General features: G+C 59.0%; 20 protein-coding genes and 1 pseudogene. 11 read left to right on the top strand and 10 right to left on the bottom strand.

What is annotated here, in order from left to right; translation table 11 throughout:
- Positions 1-2: 2 nt before the first annotated feature.
- Complete coding sequence (gene pcaC, locus LG294_RS02030; protein ID WP_096255067.1) at positions 3-410, top strand: 4-carboxymuconolactone decarboxylase; 408 nt, start codon at positions 3-5, stop codon at positions 408-410.
- A gap of 84 nt (positions 411-494) precedes the next feature.
- On the opposite strand, the gene LG294_RS02025 is transcribed toward pcaC, so the two are convergent.
- Positions 495-926 (bottom strand): acyl-CoA thioesterase, encoded by a 432-nt coding sequence (locus tag LG294_RS02025; RefSeq protein ID WP_404289042.1) that lies wholly within the window; start codon positions 924-926, stop codon positions 495-497.
- A gap of 59 nt (positions 927-985) precedes the next feature.
- A complete protein-coding gene (locus LG294_RS02020; RefSeq protein WP_404289040.1) occupies positions 986-2,110 on the bottom strand; it encodes a hypothetical protein in 1,125 nt (374 codons plus the stop codon).
- 179 nt (positions 2,111-2,289) lie between these two features.
- Between LG294_RS02020 and LG294_RS02015 the strand changes: the two genes are divergently transcribed.
- Both LG294_RS02015 and LG294_RS02010 read left to right on the top strand, forming a co-directional pair.
- Positions 2,290-4,137, top strand: coding sequence for a calcineurin-like phosphoesterase C-terminal domain-containing protein (locus tag LG294_RS02015; protein WP_404289039.1), 1,848 nt, complete (start codon positions 2,290-2,292; stop codon positions 4,135-4,137).
- A gap of 144 nt (positions 4,138-4,281) precedes the next feature.
- Entirely contained in the window at positions 4,282-5,256 is a 975-nt protein-coding gene (locus LG294_RS02010; RefSeq protein WP_404289037.1) for a D-2-hydroxyacid dehydrogenase family protein, read from the top strand.
- Here the strand turns inward: LG294_RS02010 and LG294_RS02005 are convergent.
- Positions 5,222-5,938 (bottom strand): phosphatase PAP2 family protein, encoded by a 717-nt coding sequence (locus tag LG294_RS02005; RefSeq protein WP_404289035.1) that lies wholly within the window; start codon positions 5,936-5,938, stop codon positions 5,222-5,224. The genes LG294_RS02010 and LG294_RS02005 overlap by 35 nt on opposite strands.
- A 64-nt stretch (positions 5,939-6,002) precedes the next feature.
- Here LG294_RS02005 and LG294_RS02000 point away from each other — a divergent pair, with 64 nt between their 5' ends.
- The 5 genes from LG294_RS02000 to LG294_RS01980 all read left to right on the top strand — a co-directional run bounded on the left by LG294_RS02000 (position 6,003) and on the right by LG294_RS01980 (position 14,359).
- A complete protein-coding gene (locus LG294_RS02000; protein WP_404289033.1) occupies positions 6,003-6,461 on the top strand; it encodes a 23S rRNA (pseudouridine(1915)-N(3))-methyltransferase RlmH in 459 nt (152 codons plus the stop codon).
- Between the two features lie 372 nt (positions 6,462-6,833).
- A complete protein-coding gene (locus tag LG294_RS01995) occupies positions 6,834-11,498 on the top strand; it encodes an ATP-dependent helicase (protein WP_404289031.1) in 4,665 nt (1,554 codons plus the stop codon).
- Positions 11,499-11,519: 21 nt separating this feature from the next.
- Complete coding sequence (locus LG294_RS01990; RefSeq protein WP_404289029.1) at positions 11,520-12,335, top strand: DNA-formamidopyrimidine glycosylase family protein; 816 nt, start codon at positions 11,520-11,522, stop codon at positions 12,333-12,335.
- Positions 12,336-12,346: 11 nt separating this feature from the next.
- A complete protein-coding gene (locus tag LG294_RS01985; RefSeq protein ID WP_404291605.1) occupies positions 12,347-13,354 on the top strand; it encodes a pseudouridine synthase in 1,008 nt (335 codons plus the stop codon).
- Between the two features lie 105 nt (positions 13,355-13,459).
- Positions 13,460-14,359, top strand: coding sequence for a hypothetical protein (locus LG294_RS01980; protein WP_404289027.1), 900 nt, complete (start codon positions 13,460-13,462; stop codon positions 14,357-14,359).
- On the opposite strand, the gene LG294_RS01975 is transcribed toward LG294_RS01980, so the two are convergent.
- The 3 genes and pseudogenes from LG294_RS01975 to LG294_RS01965 form a co-directional block, all read right to left on the bottom strand.
- Complete coding sequence (locus LG294_RS01975) at positions 14,356-15,132, bottom strand: SDR family NAD(P)-dependent oxidoreductase (protein WP_404289025.1); 777 nt, start codon at positions 15,130-15,132, stop codon at positions 14,356-14,358. The two genes, LG294_RS01980 and LG294_RS01975, sit on opposite strands and share 4 nt — an antisense overlap.
- Positions 15,133-15,280: 148 nt before the next feature.
- Positions 15,281-16,461 (bottom strand): annotated as a pseudogene (locus LG294_RS01970) (IS3 family transposase); the annotation flags it as partial.
- Positions 16,462-16,704: 243 nt separating this feature from the next.
- Positions 16,705-18,153: an MDR family MFS transporter gene (locus LG294_RS01965; RefSeq protein ID WP_404289023.1), complete on the bottom strand. Its 1,449-nt coding sequence runs from the start codon at positions 18,151-18,153 to the stop codon at positions 16,705-16,707.
- Positions 18,154-18,338: 185 nt separating this feature from the next.
- Here LG294_RS01965 and LG294_RS01960 point away from each other — a divergent pair, with 185 nt between their 5' ends.
- Positions 18,339-18,878: an NUDIX hydrolase family protein gene (locus tag LG294_RS01960; protein ID WP_404289021.1), complete on the top strand. Its 540-nt coding sequence runs from the start codon at positions 18,339-18,341 to the stop codon at positions 18,876-18,878.
- Positions 18,879-18,883: 5 nt separating this feature from the next.
- Here LG294_RS01960 and LG294_RS01955 read toward each other — a convergent pair whose 3' ends face one another.
- A complete protein-coding gene (locus tag LG294_RS01955) occupies positions 18,884-19,975 on the bottom strand; it encodes an FUSC family protein (protein ID WP_404289019.1) in 1,092 nt (363 codons plus the stop codon).
- A gap of 134 nt (positions 19,976-20,109) precedes the next feature.
- On the opposite strand from LG294_RS01955, the gene tgt reads away from it, so the two are divergent.
- Positions 20,110-21,402 (top strand): tRNA guanosine(34) transglycosylase Tgt, encoded by a 1,293-nt coding sequence (gene tgt, locus LG294_RS01950; protein ID WP_404289017.1) that lies wholly within the window; start codon positions 20,110-20,112, stop codon positions 21,400-21,402.
- Positions 21,403-21,486: 84 nt separating this feature from the next.
- On the opposite strand, the gene LG294_RS01945 is transcribed toward tgt, so the two are convergent.
- The 3 genes from LG294_RS01945 to LG294_RS01935 form a co-directional block, all read right to left on the bottom strand.
- Positions 21,487-23,094 (bottom strand): DUF6297 family protein, encoded by a 1,608-nt coding sequence (locus LG294_RS01945; protein WP_404289015.1) that lies wholly within the window; start codon positions 23,092-23,094, stop codon positions 21,487-21,489.
- The gene (locus tag LG294_RS01940; RefSeq protein WP_404289013.1) at positions 23,084-23,770 is read right to left on the bottom strand and encodes an ATP-binding cassette domain-containing protein; all 687 of its coding nucleotides are present in this window, start codon (positions 23,768-23,770) and stop codon (positions 23,084-23,086) included. The genes LG294_RS01945 and LG294_RS01940 overlap by 11 nt, the downstream gene beginning before the upstream one ends.
- A gap of 64 nt (positions 23,771-23,834) precedes the next feature.
- Positions 23,835-24,545 (bottom strand): queuosine precursor transporter, encoded by a 711-nt coding sequence (locus LG294_RS01935; protein ID WP_404289011.1) that lies wholly within the window; start codon positions 24,543-24,545, stop codon positions 23,835-23,837.
- Positions 24,546-24,885: 340 nt separating this feature from the next.
- On the opposite strand from LG294_RS01935, the gene LG294_RS01930 reads away from it, so the two are divergent.
- Positions 24,886-25,632: a TetR/AcrR family transcriptional regulator gene (locus tag LG294_RS01930; protein ID WP_404289009.1), complete on the top strand. Its 747-nt coding sequence runs from the start codon at positions 24,886-24,888 to the stop codon at positions 25,630-25,632.
- Positions 25,633-25,733: the final 101 nt, after the last annotated feature.

The following is a 25,733-nucleotide window of genomic DNA, read 5'->3' as shown; positions in this document are numbered from 1 at the left end:
TTATGTCAGATTCTCAGCGTCAGCCCGGCGACACCTATGATGCAGGCATGGTCGTCCGCCGCGAGGTGCTCGGTAGTGAACACGTAGATCGCTCCACCAACAATTCGAACGAGTTCACCGACGAATTCCAGGAAATGATTACCCGTTACGCATGGGGCACCATCTGGACCCGTGACGGCTTGCCGCGCACCACACGCAGCGCCATCACGCTGACCGCAATGATCGCCGGCGGTTACTGGGAAGAGCTGGAAATGCACGTGCACGCCGCACTGCGCAACGGCATGACCGCAGAGGAGATCAAGGAAGTCTTCTTGCAGTGTGCCATCTACTGTTCGGTTCCTGCAGCAAACGTTGCCTTCAAGATCGGCAAAAAAGTCTTGGACGAGTACGCCGCGGAAGAAACCAAGTAACAATGTTTCCCAACGGCCACAAACCAGTAACTCCGAAAGAATCAGCTGATTCTTTCGGAGTTACTGGTTTTCAGTGGGCAAGGCTTATCTGCGTGCTGGAATCAGCGACTTCCCCAGCCAGCCGCGTTCAATGTCGTTGAGCGCGCGTGAGGATTTGCCATCTTGAGCTAACGGGACCATGACAGTGGTTGAATCGAAGACCTGTTGGCCATCCTGATAACCGATCCCGCGAACAGTAAAGGACTTGTTTCCCACGCGGCTAATTCCCATGCGGATCAGCATTTCTGGCTGGTAATAGAGCGGGCGCAGGTAATCGATATTAATCGAGGCGACCACCGTCCCATATTCAAAACGTCCGGTGTTGCCGTCTTCGCGCGTCCACCTAATTCGCGCTTCTTCCATCAGCGTGACGATGCGGGCATTATTAACATGCCCGAGGGCATCCTGATCAGACCAGCGAAGTTGCAATAGTACTTCGGTAGCTGCGGCTAAATCCTGCTGGCTTGCTTCACTCATGACATCCATTTCATCAAAATTTGGCCATCAGACCTACTTGGGTGACGAGTCGGACAGCGTCACTTTTCCGTGCTGCGCACCCAACGGCGGTCCTCGTTGTTAGCATCAAGACAGCGCCAACTGACCGGGTCCTCGTAAAACCTCAGATCATCGGTGAACCAGTAGGTCTTCCCCGGGTCCCATCCGGCGATCACGGTGGCAAAGTCTTTCTCTACGCCCAAGTATTCTCCGGCGAGCGCCAAGTAACCGGCAATGCTCAGATGCACACCGTCATAGTCCTTGGATACCGCCAACCAATCGGGCATCACCCACGCTCCATCACGTCCAGTGCTCCGATACCATTCGTGGCGTTTATGGGCGGTGACCTCGATGCCGTAGTCCCGGCATAGTTGCACCCAGTCGTCGGCCGTTGAGATTTCTAGAATTTTGACAGAAGGAGGAACGCTAGCTCTCCGTGTGACCGCTTGCTCCCAGTTAAAAGCATCTTCAACGCAGCTCAGACCAATTGGTTGCTGGTTCGCAAACACCCCGGTACTGCTCACGAGTTGACTGCTGGGCATTGACCACCACTCACCACCTATCATGGCCGTCACCGGCGTTGGCTTTTCCGCGCGCGCACGTGCTTCGGTGAGGATCAGGTTCTCTTTCCATCGCAGGAGCTTGTCAAAGACGCTTGGCCCGGTGCTCGTCATCGAGCCGGCGGGATCAGACTGATCAAATTCCACGTGAATCTGCGTGCGCAGATCTACCGGGGCAAACCACCACTGCGCTAGTACCGAGGTCGCAATGTGTTCGGCGACCCGACGCAACGCGTCGGTCAGAACAGGCGAAGCCAGCAGCGTGTCTTCCCCGTCCGGTTCCTGCCAGTATCTGGCATGGCCAACGGAACTCTCCAGCGCCTTCTGCAAGAGCTGCTCGGTGACCGATAACAGCTTGGTGGCGCTTATCAGCTTGGCAAGTTCCTCTACGCTCACGGTGATGGTGCGCCCTTCGTCCGCGCCCGGACCAAACATGATGACCGAATCACCACGAACTACCTCTACTTGGTACGATGCGTAATACATTGCCGAACGCAGCGGGTGATCGTCGACTTCAGACAGCGCCCGGGCTTCGCTGTCCAAGGCAAATTCCCAAAGAACACGCCGCCCCCGCCGGCCACTAAGCAACAGCTGAACGATATCCATGGCTTGCTCCTGCAATCGGCGAATCAAAACGATAAATCTTCCCAAGACACCGGGTTAGTTTTTACGAGATCGATTATTAGACATTACCCCAGAGCTCACTGCTATTTACCTCCGGCTGACAACGTTGACTCTGGCCGGTCAATGGGCCGGCAGATTGTCACCACCCCGGAGGAACGTCCGTGAAATCATTCGCTCGACCCGGTAAAACCAATCACTTCACCCCAGCACGACTCACCGCAGGCGCTCTCGTCGTCGTTGCAACCTCTGTTGCCATTACCGCGGCGAATTCGTCCCCAATCCCGGAAGCAACCAATGTTTCCAGCGCCAACTGGGAATCCAGTGCCTACCGAGGCTCTGTCGAAGCAATTCCGGCTTCCGACGAAAACCAGGATGGAACCCCGAAAACCATCGATGGTGTGGTGTTCGAAGATCTCAATAAGAATTCCAAGCATGATTCCAATGAACCTGGCAGGCCGGGAGTCACCGTTTCCAACGGGCGCGAGGTGACCACCACTGATGGCCAGGGACGCTATGATCTGCCGTCCTTTGAGAATATGACAATGTTCGTCACCCAACCGCGCGGCTACCAGGTGCCAGTGGATGAAAACAATGTCGCCCAGTTCCACTACACCCACCTTCCGGCAGGTTCCCCAGAGCTGAAGTACGGCGGGATCGAGCCCACCGGCCCGCTCCCCGAAGCCGTCAACTTCCCGCTGACCCAGAGCTCCGCCACCCAGTCCCCGGAACAGAGCTGCGTGATCGGCGCGGACGTGCAGACCTACAACCAGAAGGAAGTCGAATTCGCCCGTAGCGGTGTGTTCAGCGATCTGGCCGAGCGCACCGACTACACCGGATGCGGCGCACTGTTCATTGGCGACTTGGTTGGAGATGATCTGTCCTTGTTCGCGCAGACTCGCGAGCTGACCTCCATGCTCAACGGGCCTGCACGCTTCCTTCCGGGAAACCACGACATGGATTTTGATTCGCTGGACGGGGAGCACGAATTCGACAGCTTCCGTGCCCAGTTCGGGCCGGAGTACTACTCCTATGATGCAGGCAAGACACACGTGGTCGCGTTGAGCACCATCTCTTACCCGACAAAAGTTCCCGCAAAGAAGAGCGACTACACCTACGACCTAGGCGAACGACAGCTTGAATGGTTGCGCGCGGATATCGCCAAGGTTCCTAAGAATGAGGCCATCGTCTTGGCCGGGCACAGCCCGCTGCTGGAATTCTTCTACAGCGATTCGCACACCACCAAGCAGGTCAAGGAAATCTACGAGATCCTTGAAGGCCGCGAGGTCGTCTCCCTGGGCGGGCACACGCACATGTCGGAAAACCTGCGTGCCGGCGATCTGCTGGACGGGTGGCGTGACGAGGTTGGCGCGGACGGACTGCCCTTCACTCACTTGACGGTTCCAGCCGTCTCCGGCCAGTGGTACGCGGGCCGAGTCACCGACAACGGCTACCCCACTTCCATCCAGCGTGACGGCACCCCGCCTGGCGTGCTGACTCTCGATATCAAGAATGATGCCACCACCGAACGCTTCACCGTCACCGGAGGTGACGAGACGAAGCAGATGGCACTGGGTCTGAACACCCCGGCCTACCGCGAATGGTACGCACAAAACATTGAGCAGCCACGTGGCACGGTGGCTCCACTTGAAAATCCTCTGTCTGTAAGCCAAGCCGAGCTCTCCGAAGAGACCTGGCTGACCACGAACTTCTGGATGGGCAGCACCGGTTCGAGCGTGGAAGTCGCTCTTGACGGTGCAGAGGCGACTCTAGCCACGCGCACCCAGCAGATGACTGGCGAACGTCCGCGCGTGGGCGCTGAATACTCCGACCCGGTGGCCATTGCCGAGCAGTTCGTCCACGGTGGCGGACTAGCCGAGAAAACCAACCACCTATGGCGTCTGGAATTGCCCTCGGATATGACGGTGGGAACACACACTGCCACGGTCACCGCTACCGATGTTCACGGTCGTGCCTTCACCGAAGAGGTCACCTTCGAGGTCACCGAGTAATCCACAGCACTGCTGGTGGTGTCCGCGTAAGCCAATGCGGGCACCACCTTCTTTTTGCCCTCACCTGCCCCGCCGGTGTTGCGCCGTCGACTCATTCGCCGAAGGACTGCGGCGTCAGAGCTTGCCCGCGCATATGATGAAGGCATGCGTATTGCTATCTTGGATGACTATCAGAACGCCGCTCGTGACTTCGCGGATTTCGACGAGCTTGCGGCCGAGCTGAATGCCGAATTGACCGTATTCAACGAGCACTTGGGCCACGAGGACAGCGCCGTCTGCGCGGCGCTGGAACCTTTTGATGCCATCGTGGCAATGCGCGAGCGCACACCCTTCACGCGCGCCCGCTTCGAGCGGCTGCCCAACCTGAAACTTTTGGTCTCCACAGGTCGGCGCAACGGTTCGATCGATCTGGATGCGGCCGCGGTGCACGATGTTATCGTTTCCCATACCGGATACGTTCCGACGGACGCCGTGGAACACACCTGGGCGCTCATTCTCGCCGCCGCCCGCCGGCTCGACCTGGAACTATTCTCCACCGATTCGCCGCGCACCGAATCCGAACCTTGGCAGTCATCCTTCGGCATCGGGCTAGCCGGCAAAACCCTCGGCGTGTACGGCCTGGGGAACCTCGGATCTCGGGTGGCCAAGGTCGGATTGGCCTTTGGCATGCGGGTGATCGCTTACAGCCAGAATCTGACCAAGGCACGGGCTACCGAGGTGGGCGTCGAGCTGGTCTCCGAGGCTGAGCTCTTCGCCACCAGCGACGTGCTCACCATCCATTTGAAGCTCTCCGAACGCAGCACCGGGGTCGTCTCCGCCAAGCAGCTGTCCTGGATGAAGCCCGAAGCGATCTTGGTGAACACCTCGCGCAGCCGCATTGTCCAGACCCCGGCACTGATTTCCGCCTTGGAAAACCAGCTGCTGCGGCTAGCGGCCGTAGACGTATTCGACGTGGAACCGTTGCCGGTGCTTGATCAGCTCACCCGCACTCGCGGGTTGATAGCCACCCCGCACATCGGCTACGTAACTGCCGAACAGTTCGAAATGTTCTACCGGGACTCCGTGGAGAACATTCGTGCTTGGGCTAAGGGTTCACCGATCCGTGTGATGGGCGAGTAGCCACCTGCCGGCGCGGCACGAAGTAGAAATGCAGGATCGCTACCACCGCGGCCCAGGCGGCACCGATGAGCAGACCCACCGCCACGTCCGAGACCCAGTGATGCCCGAGATAGATGCGTGAGGCACCCATGGCGAGGATAAACAGGCCCGCCAGGGTACCGATCAGGTAGGCGTAGCGGCGCAGACCGTACACGATGGCCAGATAACTGACGATCCCGATCAGCGCCATCGCGTTGAGCGTATGCCCGCTGGGAAACGAGAAAGATTCGGGTGACGCGGGCGCACCGGGCATCTCTTGCGGGCGCGGCACCTGAAGATTGGCTTTGAGCAGCACTGTCAGCAGCACCGACACCAGCGCCGTGAACGCAACCGTCACCAACGGCCAAACGCTGCGCGTGAGCCAGCACAGCAACCCGGTCAGCACCAGCATGATAATCGTCATCCCTGGGGTGGAACCCCAGAAGTACAGCAGGTCGGCAAGATTCTGCAACGCGGGGACTTGATGCTCCAACACCCAGCGGTGCGTCGGCTCATCCAGGTCTTTGGCCCAGCCGCCCACATGCAACGAGACCAGAACTCGGCGAGTGAAATAGAACATGGCAACCACAAGACCAAAGATGATCCAAAGGATCTGCGTGCCACGGGGCCGTTGACCTTGACGGAAGTACCAGGAAGATCTCATGACTTCCATCGTAGTGGTCAGCCAAGCGCACCGGCGATGCCGACTCATGCGGAAGAATAGTCACATGACGATCAAGGTTTTAGCCATTGGCAAGAAGCACGAATCCTGGGTGGACGAGGGAATCTCCCGCTACGAAAAACGTCTGAAGAAACCCTTCGATTTATCTTGGCAGCTGCTCAACCATTCATCGCGCGAGAACGATGCGGCACGCGCCGAGGAGTCGGCACGAATCCTGGCGAAGATCTCCGCGGATGACTTTGTGGTGCTACTGGACGAACGCGGCAAGAACGTGGACTCTCCTACGCTGGCGAACACGCTTCGCGCTCCAATTGACTCCTCGCGCAACGTCGTCATCATCATCGGCGGTGCATACGGAGTCGATGCCTCGATCCACCAGCGCGCGAACTTCGCGTGGTCGCTGTCCAAACTGGTCTTCCCGCACCAGCTGGTGCGGCTGATCCTCACCGAACAGCTCTACCGTGCCCAAGACATCCTCGCCGGAGGCAAATACCACCACGTGTAAACGGCTGGGTTGCACGGGGCAAATTTCCCGGCCACGCTAATTGGACCTACCCGCAATGAGCACCGCCATTTTGGACCCGAACTTGACCCCTGCGGCATCGCTTGTCCTGATATTTTCCGGGTGTAAGCTCCCGCATGTCGCGGTCGGTCATGAGGTTGAACGCACCGGACTGATCATGCCGAGCACAGCCCCGCTATGGATCACACCCGGGCTGAACATTGCCAAGGTGCCAGCGCAGACCGATTACCTTTCCTTTGCGCCAAAAGCTGTTATCCGTTTTTTGACCTGTTGGCTGCCGCCTCCGAAATTGACTTCCCCATATTGATACCGGAAGGTCACATTTAGTCGGTTCACACCCCTAAGATCGAAGATATGAGTGAGATTCTTTCCCGGTTTGGTGCCGCGACCCGTCAGTGGTTCACTGACGTGTTCACCGAACCAACCGCGGCACAGAAAGGCGCCTGGGAATCAATCTCCAGCGGACACCATACGTTGGTGATCGCCCCCACCGGTTCGGGCAAAACCCTCGCTGCCTTCCTCTGGGCGCTGGACCGGCTCCATCAGGCTGAGATTCCCAAACCGGCTCTTCCGGGTCTCGAGCCGGAGAAGACCCAAAGTCTGGGCAGTGGCACCAAGGTGCTCTACATTTCCCCGCTGAAGGCGCTGGGTGTGGACGTCGAACGCAACCTGCGCTCCCCGCTTGCCGGAATCCGCGCCACCGCCCATCAATTGGGCATCTCCCAGCCCTCGGTTTCGGTGGGCGTGCGCTCGGGAGACACTCCCCAGAATGTGCGACGTCAGCTGCTGAAGAACCCACCGGATATCCTCATCACCACGCCTGAATCCTTATACCTGATGTTGACCAGCCAAGCTCGGCAAACCCTGGCCACTGTGCACACCATCATCATCGATGAGGTCCACGCCATCGCCAGTTCCAAACGCGGCACCCATCTGGCGTTGTCCCTTGAACGCCTCGATGCACTGCTGCCCACTCCGGCCCAGCGCATTGGGTTGTCGGCAACCGTGGAACCTGCCGAAGAGGTTGCCCGCTTCCTAGCTGGTTCGGCCCCGGCAAATATTGTGCGGCCCATTTCCACTAAGAAATGGGAATTGACCGTTCGCGTCCCGGTGGAGGACATGACCGATCTGCCCTCGGCTGCGGGCGCCCACGATCTGGGTCCCGGCTCCTCGCCGACGGCCGGTGCGAGCATCTGGCCGCATGTGGAAAACCAGTTGGTGGACCTGGTCCTGGCAAACCATTCGACGATCGTCTTCGCCAATTCCCGCCGGCTGGCTGAACGGCTCACCGGGCGCCTGAACGAAATCTACGCCGAACGCGAAGGCTTCGCTGCCGAGAATTCCGCAACTTCCAGCCCAGCGGCGATGATGGCCCAAGCCGGATCAAGCGCACCCAGCGACCCGCAGGCTCCGCTTTTGGCCCGGGCGCACCACGGTTCGGTCTCCAAGGATTCCCGCGCCCAAATCGAAGAGGATTTGAAGCTCGGCAAGCTGCGTGCGGTAGTCGCCACCAGCTCCTTGGAGCTTGGTATCGATATGGGACTGGTTGACCTCGTCATCCAGGTGGAGTCCCCCAATTCGGTGTCTTCCGGGCTGCAACGAGTAGGCCGCGCCGGACACCAGGTCGGTTCGGTTTCCAAGGGCATTTTCTTCCCGAAGCACCGCGCGGATCTGCTCTCCACCGCCTTAGTGGTCACGCGGATGCGCGAGGGAGCTATCGAGAAGATGACCATCCCCGCCAACCCGCTAGATGTGCTCGCCCAGCAAACTCTGGCAGCTGTGGCGATGGATGAACTGAGCGTTGAGGCCTGGTTCGATACCGTCCGCCGGGCGGCTCCCTACCAGCAGCTTCCGCGCAGCGTTTTCCTGGCCACCCTGGATATGCTCTCGGGAAAGTACCCCTCCGATGAGTTCGCCACCCTGAAACCCAGACTCGTCTGGGACCGTGACGCCGGCACCCTCACCGCTCGCCCCGGTGCGCAACGCTTGGCGGTGATTTCCGGTGGAACTATCCCGGACCGCGGTCTCTTTGGCGTATTTCTTGCAGGTTCCGAGGATGACAAGGCGCCCAAGCGGGTGGGTGAGCTCGACGAGGAAATGGTCTACGAATCCCGGGTCGGGGATGTCTTCGCGCTCGGTGCCACCAGCTGGCGTATCGAGAACATCACCCACGACCGGGTGCTGGTCACTCCCGCCTTCGGGCAGCCGGGAAAATTGCCTTTCTGGCATGGAGACGGACTGGGACGCCCCGTGGAGTTGGGTGCCGAGTTGGGAAAATTCACTACCGGGCTGCTCGCCGAGGACCACAACAGCGCCGCGGCACGGTTGGAGCATGGCGGCCTGGATTCCTATGCCGCGCAGAACCTGCTGAACTATCTGGGCGAACAGCGCCGTGCCACCGGACAGGTCCCCAACCATCAGAACTTCGTGGTCGAAAGATTCCACGACGAACTAGGTGACTGGCGGGTTATTCTGCATTCTCCTTTCGGACTTTCGGTGCATGCTCCGTGGGCTTTGGCCATCGGCGCCCGTGTGCGCGAACGCTGGGGTTTGGACGCCTCCGCTATGGCCGCGGACGACGGGATCGTGTTGCGGATCCCCGCGATGGACGACGAACCGCCGGGAGCCGAGCTCTTCGCCTTCGAAGCAGATGAAATCGTCGACGTGGTCACCTCCCAGGTAGCCAACTCGGCGCTCTTCGCCGCCCGCTTCCGCGAGTGCGCGGCCCGTGCGCTGTTGCTGCCGCGGATCAACCCGACCAAACGCACCCCACTGTGGCAGCAACGGCAGCGGGCGAGCCAATTGCTGGATGTCGCACGCAATTACCCGGACTTCCCGATTATCTTGGAAACCGTGCGCGAGTGCCTGAATGATGTTTATGACCTGCCGGCGCTGAGCGAAATCCTCTCCCAAGTCTCCTCGCGGGCCATCCGCCTGGTCGAGGTGCAAACAGAGCTTCCTTCCCCGTTCGCGCAATCCTTGCTCTTTGGCTATGTAGCGCAATTCCTCTATGAATCAGATGCTCCATTAGCCGAACGCCGGGCTGCGGCGCTGAGCCTTGATCCGGTGCTGCTCGGCGAATTGCTCGGCCGCAACGACGTGCGCGAGGTCCTCGACTCCCAAGTGATCGCGCAGCTCGGTGAGCAACTGCAGCATCTGGCAGCGAACCGCAGGTTCGCCGGCTTGGAGGGCGCCGCTGATCTGCTGCGCTTGCTCGGTCCGCTCACCGCGCCAGAACTTGCCCGGCGCTTGCGCCACCCGGAGCTCGAAGATGAACAGCTCGAAGAGGCGGCCGCGCGAGCGCACGCCGAAGCGCTAGTCGCGACCCGCCGTGCCTTCACGCTGCGGTTGGCTGGGGAACTGAGCTATGCGGCCATTGAAGACGCGTCAAAGCTTCGCGACGCCCTAGGCACGCCGTTGCCCACTGGAATCCCGGCAGTGTTCCTGGAACCTGCAACGCAACCGGTCGAAGACCTTGTCTCGCGCTACGCACGCACGCACGCACCATTCACCGCCACCGAATTGGCGGCTTCGTTGGGGCTGGGAGTTGCCCTGCTGCGCCCAGTGCTGGACAAGCTGGTTGCCTCCGGACGACTGTCGCTCGGCGCTTTCCGCCCGCTGGAACTGGTTCCGGAAGGAATTTCCGGGGACGAATACAGCGACGTAGCGGTCCTGCGCACCATCCGCACCCGCTCTCTGGCGGCGTTGCGCGCCGAAGTGGAACCCGTGGACCAGTCCACCTATGCGCGGTTCCTGCCAGCTTGGCAACAGGTCGGATCCCAGCTCTCGGGCAGCGACGGTCTCTACGAGGTGGTCGGCCAACTGGCAGGATCCGAGCTGCCCGCCTCCGCGCTTGAATCTTTCGTTCTCCCTGCCCGGCTGCGCGATTACCAAAGCGCCTGGCTCGACGAATTGACCAGCTCCGGTGACGTGCTGATTTGTGGTGCAGGTGCAGCTGGCGGCAAGGATGGTTGGATTTCCTTGCACACCACCGAACATGCTGCGCTGACCCTGTCCGGAGGGGATGCCAGTGACTTAACTGCACTGGACCTCAAGGTACTCAATTCTTTTCAGACCACCGGCGCATACTTCACCGAGGAACTCGCCGCCCGCATCCATTGCGCGGATGAGGCTCCGCCGACTACCCGGGAAGTCACCGAGTCCTGCTGGAATTTGTTCTGGGCGGGGTTCATTTCTCCTGATACCCTTGCCCCGGTGCGCGGCTATCTTGCTGGTGGCAGCACCGCGCACAAAATCGCCAAGCCGGCCCCGCGAGCTCGCGCCGCGCGGTTGAACAGGCTATCCGGCTTGAACCGCTTAGCCCGCGAACAAGCCGGTCAGTCGGCCCGTTCCATCCGCGGCGGTGCCAGATGGGCGCTGCTTCCTGTTCCGGTCACCGACCCGACCATCGCAGCACATGCTACTGCCGAGGTATTGCTCGAACGCTACGGCGTACTCACTCGTGGCTCGGTCGCCGCCGAAGCCGTCCCCGGAGGTTTCGGCCAGCTCTACCGGGTACTGACCAAGCTCGAGGAAGCAGGCCACGCCCGCCGCGGATATTTCGTTGAAAAACTCGGTGCCGCCCAATTCTCCACCTCCAACACCATCGACCGGCTGCGCGGCTTCACCTTGCCCGAAGATCCTCGCCGCAAACCCGCCGCTACCGTGCTGGCCTCGACCGATCCAGCCAATCCCTACGGCGGGGCGCTGCCCTGGCCGGTCGGAGACACCGGGCACCGCCCCGGACGCAAGGCAGGCGCCGTCGTAGGAATGCTCGACGGGTCGCTGAGCCTCTACCTCGAACGCGGCGGGCGCACTGTGCTGACCTTCGGGGAACACGCGGACGACGCCTGGCAGATCCTTGCCAGCGAGTTGGTGGCGGTATTGCGTGCAGCAAAGATCGATAAGATCGCCATCGCAACGGTCAATGGCCAGGCCGTCAGCTCCCACCCACTGGCGGCACCGCTGCTCGCGGCCGGATTCTATTCAACTCCGCAGGGCATCCGGTTCCGCCGGTAGCCAACGAAACGAAGGAGCCCCATGCCCGAAGGCGATTCGGTATATCGTGCTACCGCACGATTGCACCAGGCATTGGCCGGCCAGAGACTGACCGGCAGTGACTTTCGGGTGCCGCAGCTGGCCACCACCGACCTAGCCGGCTACACCGTTCGCGAAGTTCGACCGCGCGGCAAGCACCTGTTAATGCGCTTCACCCCGCCCGAAGGCAGCGAGCATGGGCCGTCGACCTTGCATTCCCATTTGCTGATGGATGGCCGGTGGGACCTCTACAAGCCGGCCGATCGCTGGAAGCGCCCGGCGCATACCGCCCGAGTCGCCCTTTTCACCGAGCCTTGGACCGCCGTCGGATTTGATATCGCCCAGATCCAGCTGGTGCCCACCGCCGAAGAGCACGGGCTGGTCGGACACCTCGGACCGGACCTGCTCGGGGATAACTGGGATCCCGAGCTTGCTGCCCGGAACATGCTGGCCGAACCCGAGCGGGTGATCGGAGAGGTACTGCTGGATCAACGCCTGCTGGCCGGAATCGGCAACATCTACCGTTGCGAGGTGCTCTTCCTCACCAGGGTTCATCCACTGACCCCTGTAGGCAAGGTCAAAAACCTATCCGCTGTCATCTCGATGTCCTACCGTCTCCTGCAGATCAATAAGGACCGTGGCCGTCGTGTCACCACCGGGGATCCGCACACCAGAGAACCGTTATGGGTCTACGGCCGCGCCGCTAAGCCTTGTCTTCGCTGCGGGTCAAGCATCACGGTATTCAAACTTGCGGCGCAGAAAACCGGTATGGAACGAGACTGCTATTACTGCCCAAGTTGCCAGGCAATGAAAGAATAGCTCTCATGGCAATGCTCTCCCCTCTCCCGGTTCGTAATGGCGTCAACGCAACACGTTTGCGTGTGCCGAAGAACGGACCGTGGGAAACCGTGGCCGACTACTTGCTCGAACGCTTCGGGCATGTGGATCCAGAAGGGCTCATGCGCCGCTTCGAAGAGCAGGAAATCGTGGGCCTGGGCGGGGTGCCGCTAAGCGCCAACACTACCCTCGGCGAACACGAATTCATTTGGTACTACCGCTCCTTGCCGGTTGAGACCCCAATTCCCTTCGAAGCAAAGATCCTGCATCAGGACGAACACCTGATTGCAGTGGACAAACCGCACTTCTTGCCCTCCACACCGGGTGGCCGTTTCATTCAAGAATCCGCGCTGGTGCGCCTTCGCAACCAGACCGGAAACCCTGATCTGGTTCCCATGCACCGCTTGGACCGCGCCACCGCTGGTGTCATCCTTTTCGCGGCGAATCCCCAAACACGTGGCGCTTATCAGATGCTTTTCGAGAATCGGAAGATCTCCAAGAAATATCAGGCTGTCGTCGCCCTGCAACCGGGCGATGGATTAGAAACCGGGCGAGTACTCGAAGCAAATGGGGAACACCCGAACGTACGGACTATCGAGGAATTACATGGATTGCTCCAGAGCATGCCATTGGTCTTTGAAAACCGGATGGCCAAGGTCAAAGGGCAATTACGTTCGTCTGTGGAAGACGGGACCCCTAATGCTCAAACGCGGATCTCGCTCGGTGCCATCGGCACCAGCAAGGGGCACCATGCTGGCCTGCAGGTCGCGCTGATGGAACTAGATCCGCTTTCAGGTAAGACCCACCAGCTTCGTGTTCATCTTGCCTCGCTGGGGTTGGGGATCATCAACGACGCCTTCTACCCGCGGTTGTGGGATTTGGCTCCGGACGACTATTCTCGCCCCTTGCAGCTGCTGGCGCACACGATTTCGTTTGTCGATCCGTTGACCGGGGAACCGCGTAGTTTCAGCTCGCGACAAAGCTTAGTCGAAGCGCCTTAACCTGCGGCTCTTCTAAAACACGTTGGATTATCCTAGGCTGTTGCACACACCTGACGGTTACTAATACCGTCGTCCGAGAAGTGCAAACGCAAGGACGGTACCCAGATGGCAGAGCCGCAGCCCACCGAGAATCTTCGTTCGCTAGTGGACTCGGCCCAGGAAGCCATCGCCGCAGCATCGCAAAAGCAGAGCCTGCAGTTGCCCTACGCCGCTCCGGATCGGCGTCCGAACCCAGCGGTGGAAACCTTCGATAAGGTCCGCGCCGGACTCTTTGCCTTGGCCGGAGTGCTGCTGCTGGTCACTTCGCTGAATTCCGCGTTGGATACCAGTTCCAGTGCCGTGGGCAGCTTGCTCGATACCTCGCCGGTACTCGCCTTCATCTGGCCAGCTATAGCGATCGTCATGATTGCCAGTGCAGGCTACTCGGTACTGCCACATCAGTTATCGTCACGCAGGCAGCGAGCCATCACCGTCTACGGGCTATCTGCCGTGGCCCTCATGGCCTGCGCGCTGACCTTCACTGCCGGGTTCCTACTGTGGCCAGGCGCCCTGCTGGCCACCCTGGCCACCGGATTCGGGCTGTACGGCATGTTTCAAATGAACCGAAACACCGCACGCAATCACCTCGAACGTATCGCGACCGATTTACCGGTCAGTTTTTTCACCGGCTTTTCGCTGGTCTTTACTCTTCAGTTGTGGTTTACCGCAGCTGGGTGGAACGGACCGGAGCACCTTCTAGCTATCAGTATCACTAGCGTGCTGGTGACTCTCCTGGCTGCCGGTTTTGCGCAGACCGAGCGCGGCCGCCATGCCCTGGCCACCGGTTTTGGCTTCGGCATGTTCGCCGCCGCCTTCCAATCCTGGCGTCAAGAAAGTGCACCACTATGGTTTGCGGCTTTATTGGTTTTCATGGCAATAATCGTGTTCATCTGTGCCGAGAGTCGTCGATTCCAGATCAGCCATGCCGAACATCGTGTCCAGCGGGGGCTACGCGCCGACGATTAGCGTGGAGCCATGCGGATGGCGCCGTCGAGTCGGATTGTTTCTCCGTTGAGCATTGGGTTTGAAACAATATGCGCCACGAGATCCGCATATTCCTCCGGGCGGCCAAGCCGTGAAGGGTGAGGTACCTGCGCGCCCAACGAATCCTGGGCCGCTTGCGGCAGCCCGTCCATCATGGGCGTGTGGAAGATTCCCGGAGCAATGGTCATTACGCGAATCTGGTGCGCCGCAAGCTCACGGGCCAATGGCAAGGTCATGGCGGCCACCGCTCCCTTGGATGCCGCGTATGCTGGCTGACCTATCTGCCCGTCAAAGGCGGCCACCGACGCGGTATTGATGATCACTCCACGTTCGCTAGTACCCTGCGCGTCGAATACGGCTTCGCTGTGCGCCATCGCTTCGGCGGCGAGACGTACCACGTTGAAGGTGCCGGTGACATTAATTTCTAGAACCTTGGCGAACTTTTCCAGCGGGAGCACTCCGTCGCGGCCAAGCACTTTGCCCGGTGTTGCCACGCCAGCACAATTCACCACGATACGTAAATGTCCCAGCTCGGTGGCGCGTTGCACCGCACTCGCCACGTCTTCGGTCTGGGTGACATCCCCGGGGACGTACCGGACATTTGCAGAAATCTGGGCAGCGATTTCGTCCCCGTCTTCACGGGCAAGGTCGAGCACCACTACGTGAGTGGCGCTCTGGGCCAGTTTTTGTGCCGTTGCTCGACCCAAACCGGATAATCCTCCGGTGACTAGTGCGACAGTATCCTGCAATTCCATCGAATCCCCTTTGTGCGTTGTTGACTTGGGATTTAGCCTAGCGGCCATAGCGGGTTTTTAGTAGCATTCGAATTTGGAAACGACAAAACCCTCACAGATTTTTGAACTGGTCCCGAAAGTTGGACTAGGTAATTAAAGTCTAGACGGGTCAAGCTGCCAGGGTATGGCACCGATATTCAATCGGTGCCATACCCTGCAGTCGTTCTTGGCACCGAACGTTGTTATACCAGTCAATATACTCATTGATTTCCCTGGTCAGATCGGCAACGGTGGAGAAGTATTCACCGTGATACATCTCCGATTTCAGGTGGCCGAAGAAATTTTCCATCACCGAATTATCGAAGCAATTGCCCTTGCGAGACATGGATTGAACCGCACCGTGCTTCGTGAGCAGGTTGCGCCACGACGAATGCTGATAATGGATTCCTTGGTCCGTGTGCACCAGCAATCCAGATGCCGGCTTCTGCGATTCGAAGGCCTCGGCCAGGCTTGCACTGGTAAACGCCGTTGTCGGCGAAGTCGAGATCGTATGGCTGATGATGCAGTGATCAAACAAATCCATGATCGGTGACAGATACAGTTTTCTGCCAGCCACCCGGAACTCGGTCACGTCGCTGACCCACTTGGTGTTCGCCGTATTGGTTTGGAACTGGCGTTTGAGTAGGTTCTCCGCGATATGACTGGGTTTCCCTTTGTAGGAGGAGTACTTGCGTCGTATCCGGACCTTGGATTTTAGGTTCATCTGATCCATCAGCTTCCAGACCAGCTTCTTAGACACCTTCCAACCCATCTTCACCAGCTCGACTCGCACGCGGCGGTACCCAAACCGATGTTTGCTTTCGGTGAAGATTGTTTGGATGTCTTCTTTGAGATTCTGGTGCTTGTCAGGTTCGGTGAGTCGTTGCGCATGGTAGAAATACGTTGATCTGGCCAGCCCTGCTGCTTTGAGCAGGTCAGCTAGATCGTGGTCGGACTTGATGGTTGCGATCGCCAGCGTTTTCAGGCGTGCCCCTGGTTCCTCAAGTCCCGCAATTTTTTTAGGTATGCGTTTTCCGCTTGAACACGCTTGAGTTCGCGACGTAGCTTGTCTTCTTCACTCAAGGCCACTGGTTTTTCGGAGCCTTTGGGTCTGCCCTTAGGTTTGAGCATCAGCGCTTCATCGCCGCCCTCACGATGTTGCTTAGCCCATTTCCCAACCAAGTTGCGTGAGCTGAGATTAAACTCTTTAGCAAGATCCATCATCGTTTCTCCGGTCGCATGTCGGTCAACGATTTCCTTCTTGATCTCAAATGAATAGACGGCATTCGTGCGTTTTTCCATAAGACATAGCCTGCCATGAAGCTGCCAGCTTCGATGAAGAGTGCGAACAGGTTCTCGCTTCACCCCTAGTTCGGATGAGGCTGCCATATCGCCTGCCCCTTGCTCGAAGAGGTCGACTAGTTGTTCTCGTTGTTGCTCGGTTAATGTGCTTCTTGCGTGCATTGAAAAGCTCCCCAGGTGTTGGTTACTGATTTCTCAGTCCAACTTCTGGGGAGCAGTTCATTTTCTGCGAGGGTTTTGCACGGTGCTGCATTAGTGCATAGCGGAAGTACTCTCGGCCTCTGCTGTCGCAAGTTCTTTTTTGCCGCCCATCAGGAAACCGATGATGAGGATGCCTACGGAGCAGGCGGCGCCAACCAGGAAGCCTGGGGCGAAGCCCTCGACGGCTGCGACTAGTTCGTCGGTTCCCTCGGCAAGTTTCGAGGCGGTCGTCGCGGCAACTACGCCAACCACCAATGCGGTGCCCAGGGCGCCGCCGAGCTGCTGCAAGGTGGATAGCAGGGCAGAACCGTGGGAGTGCAAATGATGCGGCAACGGGTTCAACGCGGTGGTGAACGCAGGGGTGAAGATCAATGCCATGCCCAGGCTCATCGCTAGGTGCAACAGGACCAAAAGCCAGATCGGGGTCGTTGCATCCAGAATCATGGCGTAGGAGAGCATCACGGCAGTGAGCACCAAGGCACCGGGAACAACCAATGGTCGAGGGCCGACCTTGTCATACAGCCGCCCAACGAATGGGGCCAAGATACCCATGAGCAGGCCGCCGGGCAGCATAACCAGGCCGGTAGTCAGTGTCTCCATACCGAGCACATTGGTGAAGAACATCGGCAGCAAGATGATCACGCCGAACAGCGCCACCATCGCGAACATCATCAGTACCAGCGAAAGGGTGAAATCGCGGTAGGTCAGAGGTCGCAGGTCCAGCAGTGCCTTGTCTTCACGTTGCAGACGGCTTTGCAAGACGGTGAACGCCACCAAGCAGAGCAACGCGACGAAGAGAATCCCAAGATTCAGCGGTGACGCACCGGCTGCCGACAGACGGCTGAGTCCGTAGACCAAACCACCGAAGCCGGGGACCGCCAGCAGTATCGAAACGAAGGACAGCGGGGTTTTCGCCTGGCCTGACTCGTTGCCTAGGCGTGGAGTGCCGATGACTAAGGCCAGGATCGCAATCGGAATGATCACGATGAACATAAAGCGCCAGGAGAGGTACTGCAGAATCAATCCCGAGAGCGTCGGGCCGATGGCCGGAGCCACCGAGATCACGATCGATACGTTGCCCATGAGCACGCCGCGACGCGATGGTGGGACCAGATCGAGAATCGTGGTCATCAGCAATGGCATCATCACCGCGGTGCCGCAAGCCTGAATGACGCGGGCCACCAGCAGCACTCCAAAGCCGGGTGCCACCGCCGCCAGCGTGGTGCCTAGGGCAAACATGCCCATGGCCAGCAGAAAGACCTTGCGGGTGCTCAGCTTCTGCAAGAGGAACCCGGTCATTGGAATGACGACGGCCATGGTGAGCATAAAGATAGTAGCCAGCCATTGAATTGCATCAGCGGTGACATTGAATTCGATCATGAGTACGGGCAAAGCCACGTTCATGATGGTCTCATTGAGGATTACCACGAAGCTGGATACGATCAGCACCGCAATCGTGGTGAAGTTCTTTTTGCTCAAGCGCTCTGGGGCGTTCGTCAAGGCTGGACACTGCTTCCGAGAGAAGTTCGGGGAGAAAAATACCGCCAAAATAAGGTGAAACGGTTCAACTAATCCTACAGTTCGACTTTTTGATGCACCATAGGGCAAAGTTCGGATCGGCAGTGAATTACGCAACACAGCGGGAAGTTCACCACGGTCGAGCAAATATGTATGAAGATGGTTCTATGAACGTGCGTACGCCCGACCCTTATCCAGGCTGGCTCAACGAAGAGGACCTCTACGAAGCCCGCCAACGCCTTCCGATGCTCTACGTCGAGGCCATTCCGGTGCGCCTCGATCCGCTGGGCTACGTCAACGAGGTGGGCTTGCTGCTCACCGGCGACGAAACCGGACGCATGCTGCGCACCTTTGTCTCCGGCCGAGTCATGTACCGCGAGACGATACGTGCCGCCCTGATCCGTCACATTGAAAAGGATCTAGGCACCATGGTGCTCCCCCAGCTCCCGGCCTCTCCTGTCCCCTTCACCGTGGCCGAATATTTCCCCTCTCCCAGCGAGACCGGGCTGACCGATGATCGCCAGCATGCCGTGGCGATGTGCTATATCGTTCCGGTTCGCGGTGAATCGACTCCTCGTCAAGACGCACTCGAACTGACTTGGCTTTCCCCAGCAGAAGCGCTGAGCGAAGGTATTCAGGGTGAGTTCGCTGGTGGCCGTGAAAATATTCTCCGTCAGGCATTAGCACATGTCGGAATCAATATTTAACTAAGTTATTTTCCGTCTTTCTCAGTGATTCCTAGTCGACGCCGCATTTGGTTGCCAAACCAGCTGCCGAACAGCACGCCGAGGATGCCCACCGCGGAACCGATGATCGTTTCGACCACGCGATCGTACATCACCGCGGTGGACAGCCCGGTGATCAAGGTGGTGCCCACCAGTGCCAACGGGGTGATGAAGACCTGCGCGAGGAAATAGTTGCGCATCACCAGCATCTCGGCCAAGAACTGGAACAGGCCGATAAAGGCAACAAGTATCCACATTGCTGGGTTGATCAAAATCAGCACAGCAATGAGCAGCATGCCCACCAGGGTGCCGAGTACTCGATGCACCCCGCGGCGCACGCGTAACGCGGTGGTGTGTCCGGCGAGCGGGACCACGGCAGCCACCATGGCCCAGTAGTTATGTCCCGCTTCGACCTGGCTACCGACAATATTCGCCAGTGCACCGGCCACGCCAGCGGTCAGCACATAGAACAGCCCCTCCCACCAGATGGCCTTGCGTACGTTATCGGACAGCGGCGGTACCGGGGTGCGTTTCCACAAACTTGACCATTGTCCGAGCGCGCCGCTGGCCCCGATGAACAGCGCCAACAGGATCGTCGCAGCGGCGGCGAACATGGCTTCGCCAAAGGGCGCTGGCTTCGCGATCGAGGCAATCGCCGCGAAGGCGAAGATATGGAACAGCGAACCGCCGGGCCGCAAGCGAAGAAAGCCGGTTACAACCGAGCAAATGCCGGCGACGAGGGTCGTCGCGCCAACTATCTGCCAGGCTTTGAGCTCCGGATTATCATGGTCAATCCAGTAGGTCGAGGCCAATAGGGCCAAACCGATCACTATGAAGAACAACAACCCGGAGCGCGTCTGCATGCGCAACCGATTCCAGTAGCCATCCACGCGCCCGTAGACGCCGGTAAAGGCGCCGAAGACTACGAACACCATCAGGTCCAACCGGTCGACCAGCAGCAAGAAGATGAGCGGCGCGAAGACGCCCACAGCCGTGCGTAGTCCGATCCAGTGGTCTTTCCGAGCCGGTCCCAGGGTAACTAAGGAACGCGCGGATTCCTTGAGATTTTGGAGGTTCACTGGATCCTTTCGTCGCATTCGCCACAGTGCAGTTACTTGCATTATTCGCCTTTAACCAAGTCGACCGCTAGGTTTTGGCTCACTTTTGGGTTGTCGTTTTCCTCACCCGGCTCCACATACGGCACACTTGGTACGTGTCCGAGAAGAACTTTAACCCCAGCAACCCGCATTCCCGCCAAGCCGATTTCGGTTTTGAGGTAGGCACGCGCCTCACCTCGCCCGAAGGCTCGCCGATGTTGGGCCGCACCGGCGTCATCACTACCCCGCACGGGCAAATCAAAACTCCTGCCTTTATTGCGGTGGGCACTAAAGCCACCGTCAAGGCGCTCACCCCGGTTCAGGTGGAGGAACTTGGCGCCCAAGCGGTGCTGGCCAACGCCTACCACCTTTACCTGCAGCCTGGTGCCGATATCCTCGATGAGGCTGGCGGTCTGGGAAAGTTCATGAGCTGGGAGGGACCTACCTTCACCGACTCTGGTGGCTTTCAGGTCATGAGCCTCGGCTCGGGCTTCAAGAAGGTCATCGACATGAAGTCGGTGGACCAGTCAGGTCCCGATGACGCGGTAGCCCCGGGCAAGGAACGTCTGGCGAACGTCGACGACGATGGGGTCTGGTTCAAATCCCATCTCGACGGCACCAAGCACCGCTTCTCTCCGGAAATTTCGATGAATGTGCAGCACCAGATCGGCGCCGACATCATGTTCGCCTTCGACGAGCTGACCACGCTGCAGAACTCTCGCGGCTACCAAGTTGAGTCCTTGGAACGCACCCGCTTGTGGGCTCAGCGCTGCATCGCCGAGCACTTCGCACTAACCGATTCACGTGCGGGTAAGGATTACCAGGCGCTGTTCGGCGTCATCCAGGGCGCTCAGTACGAAGACCTACGCCGCAAGGCCTGCCAGGATCTTGGCGCGATGGCCTTTGATGGTTTCGGTATTGGCGGCGCCTTGGAAAAGGAAAACCTTGGCACCATCGTCGGCTGGTGCTCCGAGGAGCTGCCCGAAAATAAGCCGCGGCACTTGCTGGGAATCTCCGAGCCAGACGATATCTTCACTTCCATCGAGAACGGCGCCGATACCTTCGACTGCGTCTCCCCCACCCGAGTAGCTCGAAATTCCGCGTTCTACACCCCACACGGACGCTTCAACCTATCGGGCGCCCGCTACAAGCGCGACTTCACCGCGCTGGTTGACGGCTGCTCTTGCTACACCTGCCAGAACTTCACTCGCGCCTACATTCACCACCTGCACAAGGCGAAAGAACTGCTCAGCCACACGCTCATTTCGATCCACAACGAGCACTTCACCGTTTCCCTGGTGGATTCGGCCCGTGAGGCCATCGAAGACGGCAGCTTCTTCGAGCTGAAGGAAAAGGTCATGCGCGAGTACTACGCCGGCGAGCCAGACCCGCAGGGCCTGCCAGTCTAGCAGCGCGGATCATTGGAAACGGCGGCGGGTTACCTACGGTTCAGGCCGAGCACTGGTAGCCCGCCGTTGCTCTGCCCCTGTGCTTTACCTGCGGGTCTCCGATGGCGGCTCGCTGGCTCCACGCAGGGCCGCATAGCCCGGGTATGCACATAGCGCGCTCAGCGCCCACACTCCCCACGGTACTGGTGACCCCGGCACCAGGAGTAAAAAGAATATTGGCAGCCCCGAGGCCAGTGCCTGCAGGAAATGCCCAAATTCTTTGAACGCCAACGCACCGGTATTGAGTTCATTCAGTGATCCGAGGATCAACGATTCCCAGTCGCGTTCGCCTCGCGTCGCCCGGCCCCACATCGCTGCGGTGGCGCCGCAGGAAGCCACCACTATTCCGGCGCACCAAGGCCAAAGATTCGCGCTCGGGATCATCCCCAGAGCGGCCGGCAGCGAAGAACAGATAAGCAAGACGACAAGCGCCATTGCCAAAGAGAATCCCAGCGCAGGGCGGACCAATTGGCTTCTCGGCAACCCCAGCAGTTGTGCAAGCCCCGGCTGGCTGGCAAGCGGCCGGTTTATCTGGGAGAGGTTCTCCACCAACAGGCACAGCGCGAGCGCTATGAATCCGGTCAGCGCAAGCGGGTTCGCGATACCGCGGACACCCAGCATCAAGGCCAGAACAGCGAGGACCAAGCTTAGCGGTCCGTTCCAATATCTACCCCGCACATACCGCAGCACCAAGATCCGGAGAACCACCGGCAGCCTGCGCAGCGAACCGCGAGCCAACCAAGTCCGTGCGTTGCGCGCCGCATTCGGCACCGGCAGAACCCCGCTTAAATCCATCTGAACCATCGATCCGACCAGCTGGCTGTGTATCTGTCCGGCACGTCGCATGGCATTCGCGTCCAAGCGCTCAACTCGGCGGAACGCGAACCATGTTGCGCCAGTTGCGAGCACTATCAATGATGTGCAGGCAACGACCCAGAGAGTGGGTTCAAAGACTAGTTCTCCGAGCCGCCCGTAGACTCCCTGAAGCCATTGGTTCCCGAACAATAGCAGGCTCCAGGAAATTCCCATGCCAAGCAATAGCAGCGACCAGAGCCCCCGGTACACCCGGCGTGCTGCCCGCTGCCGGTGATCGATTTGCGCGAGCGCGGCCAGGGCGCTCAACAGCGCGCCCGATGCTGCGGCCGCAACTATGCCCAGCAGCAATACTTCTGCCGTGAATCGACCAGACAGCGCGAAGAGGCATAAAAACCACAAGGTACCGATAAAGGCATTCGCCAGTGCGCCAAGCACGATAGCACCACCGAGCGCACGGCGCCGGATGGAGGTGAGCTTGATGGGCAGCGGCAGCCACCAACTGGCCTTGTCCGGGGAGAGCCCGCATGGGCCGAGGTAGAGCAGCCCACGAAACACGCAGAGCAATAATGCCGGAATCAATACGATCGCCAAGTCCTGTAAATTCCAGACCGCACTTGGCAGATTCAGCGCTGCCATCCCTTCGCCTTGCAGAGCAAAGATCACTCCGGAGAGCACGCTGAAGAGGTACGCAAGGGCAATCGCCGCCAACAGCACCCAAATATAGCCATCTGAGAATGCATCGAATCGCGCGGAACGATCCCGCCGCTTGCGGATTCGAGTAAGCAGTTCCCTCGGGTCGAAGCTGCCCAGTTCGCCGGCTTGTGGGTTACCGTTCAAGCCACAGCGCCCCAGACTGCGCGTCTACCGCGCGCACCTCGCCGCTGTGCAGCATCAGAACACTTTCAAGGCAGTCGCGGATCATCAGCGAATCGTGGGTGACGGCAAGTATGCTCACGGATTCCTGGCGTAGTTGGGCAAGCCTGCGGTACAGCCGGACCCTGATCCGTTGGTCGAGCCGCTGTTCGGGTTCGTCGAGGATCAACAGCTTTGCCGGGCGAACGAGCGCCGCGGCCAGGAGCAATTTGCGCCGTTGCCCGGAAGACAGCTCTCGAGGTTGCTGCTCCGCGACCGCTTGCAGCTCAAAGAATTCAAGCTCGCGAGATACCGCGCCGTGCCAGTCTTGAAGCCCGTGGCCCCGTGCCACCATTTCAAGGTGTTCTGCCACGGTGAGTTCTTCAAAAAATACGCCATCAGTGACTTGGACCGCGACGTCTCTGCGAAAGCCTGCCGAGCCTTCGTCGAGGGCTGCCCCGCGAAAGCTGACCGTTCCGGAGATTGCAGGCTGCAGTCCCAGAACCGTGCGGATCAGACTGGATTTCCCGCTGCCGTTGGCTCCGATGATCCCTAGGCCTGTGCCGGGCGACAAAGACAGGCTGATCGGTTCGCAAAGGGCTTGGCCAGCGTAGCCGATTTCCAAATGATCGACTGCCAGCAGTACGTTCCCTATGCTCATCTCTCAAGAGTATCCAGTAGCCCGCCACCGGGACATCGTCCGAACTGCTGACGGGGTTTGCTTCCTACTGTGCAGTGAGTAGCGCTACATAGCTAGGTTCGCGTTTCTTGAACCAGCGGATTACCAGTGAGGTGATCGGCACGAAGATGATCTCCACCGCCGTCTTATAAACGAACCCGACCACCACGTAGTTGATGAAGTTCGGCATATCGGTAATTCCGATGACCGGAGCCGCGATGGCGCAGAAGATCAATGTGTCGAGGAATTCACCGACGCCGCTGGAACTGATCAATCGCCCTATGAGCCCGCGTTCGCCGAATCGTTGCTTCATCCGGACCAGCACCCACGAGTTGGCCATTTGTCCCACCAGGAAGCCTAAGCCCGAGGCAACCACAATCTGCCAAATGGGCCCCAAGGTGCGTTCGAGGGCTTCTTGACCGTCGTAGAATTCTGCCGCTGGAAGCTGGATCATGATCCAGAAGGCGAACACCGCGAAGAACGCAAGGGCAAAGGTGATGTAAATCGAACGGCGGGCAGCCTTGAGGCCATAGACCTCTGAAATTACATCGCCCAGGATATAGGCCAACGGGAACAGGAAGAATCCGCCGTCGGTGATAAATGGGCCGATGCTAACGCCCTTGGATGCTCCGATATTGGAGAGAATGACTACTGCACCCATCAGCGCGAGCACTGCTGAGAAGTATGGTGAGCCAGCGGCGGCAAATATTGCTTTTGAAGGCCGCACTGCTACTGATTTGGCGTTCGTTTCGCCCATGAAAATGATCCTCGTTAAAAGTGGTTCGCCAAGACTCCACGTGGACCGACACCCAAGTACCAGCAACTTGTCACTGATCTGTGGTTATGTGCCGGAGCGCTGTCCCGCTGTATTAGCACTTGCCTTGTCAGTATCCCACGGAGTGATTGCAAACTCATCGTGACCTACTTCACGGTAACCGTGGTTTAGAATCTCCAAAATAATCAATCAGCCATCTCACCTTGCGTTCTTCAAAAAATGGATTTGAGGAATGAATAACGGTAGTGACTCGGTCCGCATGCTTCAGCATGATCTAGGTACATTTTTGAACGCGTTCAATACTTGGATATACTCGACTCGTATGGAAATAATTCGCGAGCCGACGCAGCTCAAAGAACCGCGTACCGGCAAGGGCCAGCAGACCAAGGCCAAATTGCTTCGCACAGCTTTGGCGGCTTTCGCCGAAGATGGCTACCAGGCCGCGAGCATGCGCGCCATTGCCGCTCGGGCCGGAGTTTCCCTTTCGCACGCCTACTATTACTTCGACTCCAAAGAAGACATCGTCCTCGAATTGCTCCTGTCCTTGCGGGCCGAACAATTCGCGCTGTGCAATGGCCAGCTCGACGACGGCAACACTTTGGAAGCGAATATCCATACGGTCTTCAACGCAAATCTGCAGGTCATGGAGAAGTACCACGATTTCGGACCGGCATTCTTGAAGGTCTTGCTTTCACGCGATCTAGAAAACAGCGAACTGACCCAAATTGAGATGTCCCTTTGGGAACGCGCGGTTGCTGGCGCGCGTCCGCTTCCCCCATTAGGTATCCGCCGAGATCTGCCAAGGTTCCTCTGGCTGTTATCCCGGCAGGTCTTCTCAGCTTGGGCCTACGACAGTTCCCCCAATCAGCGACGTTCGCGAGCGCTGATGCGCAGCATCGCGCCCGTCATCGGCAAATTTGCGATCCTCTGCCGGTTGCCGGTTGTGCGTTCACTCTTCGAGGATGTGCTCGCCCTAATGGATTCCGGCGGAGGCCAGGACGCAGAAGGCGACAATGCCTCCACTGGGACAAGCCGCCAGACGAACCTCGCCAAGGCCAAGGCCTCGTAGCAGCTGCTCTGGGTGCAATCTGGCAGCATTAGCAGCCCTTCCTGTGCGGAAGTATTGGACTTACCGGTTCCATGACATCGCCGGACGCCAGTTCTAGTTCA

The organism is Glutamicibacter arilaitensis (assembly GCF_044793945.1).
Classification (GTDB): domain Bacteria; phylum Actinomycetota; class Actinomycetes; order Actinomycetales; family Micrococcaceae; genus Glutamicibacter; species Glutamicibacter arilaitensis_B.
This window is presented reverse-complemented; position numbering and strand designations above follow the sequence as displayed.